The sequence below is a fragment of the Microbacterium sp. MEC084 genome (genome assembly GCF_004514465.2).
GTDB lineage: Bacteria > Actinomycetota > Actinomycetes > Actinomycetales > Microbacteriaceae > Microbacterium.
The window spans coordinates 1-599 of the sequence record NZ_MYFP02000057.1; the positions used below are offsets into that span (position 1 = coordinate 1).

Genomic DNA, 599 nt, shown 5'->3' on the forward strand with positions numbered 1-599 from the left:
ACTCGCGATTTCGCCGGTTCTGGGGTCGGTCTTGACGAGGTGGTAGACCTCGCGGATGACGTAGCGCTTGAGGCAGCGGATGATGTCGCGTTTGCTCTTGCCTTCGGCGGTGCGTCGGGCGACGTAGGCGATCGTCGGCTCGTGGAATCTCATCCTCACGATGACGGTCCGGTAGATCGCGGCATTGAGCTGGCGGGGACCGCCATGGTTGATGCGATGCTTCCCGCTGGTCATGGCCGACCCTGTGGGGCTGGGGCTGATGCCGGCGAGCTTCGCGAACGCGGCCTCGCCCTTGATGCGCTCGGGGTTGTCGCCGGCGACGATGAGGATCTCCGCGGCAGGGTCGACACCGGTGCAGGACTCGTCCAGCAGCTGCGGCGCCCGACGGAGAACGCCGCCCGGCGGTCCTCGCGGGGTTCGCGACCGCGGTCCCGAAGAGCGCCGAGGCGGTCCTCGCGGGGTTCGCGACCGCGGTCCCGAAGAGCGCCGACGGCGTGGTCGAGATGATCCGGCAGCTGAAAGTCGCCCACGACACCGCGGTCAAGGATCGCACCGGAGCGATGGTCACCCTCAAAGCGATGCTCGTCCACGCTACCGAG

The 599-nt window shown here is 68.1% G+C and carries 1 protein-coding gene; it reads right to left on the reverse strand.

Annotated features, from left to right (window positions below; translation table 11 throughout):
- The coding region (locus tag B5M43_RS14940; RefSeq protein WP_308068650.1) for a transposase at positions 1 to 372 on the reverse strand (372 nt) is incomplete at its 3' end.
- Positions 373 to 599: the final 227 nt, after the last annotated feature.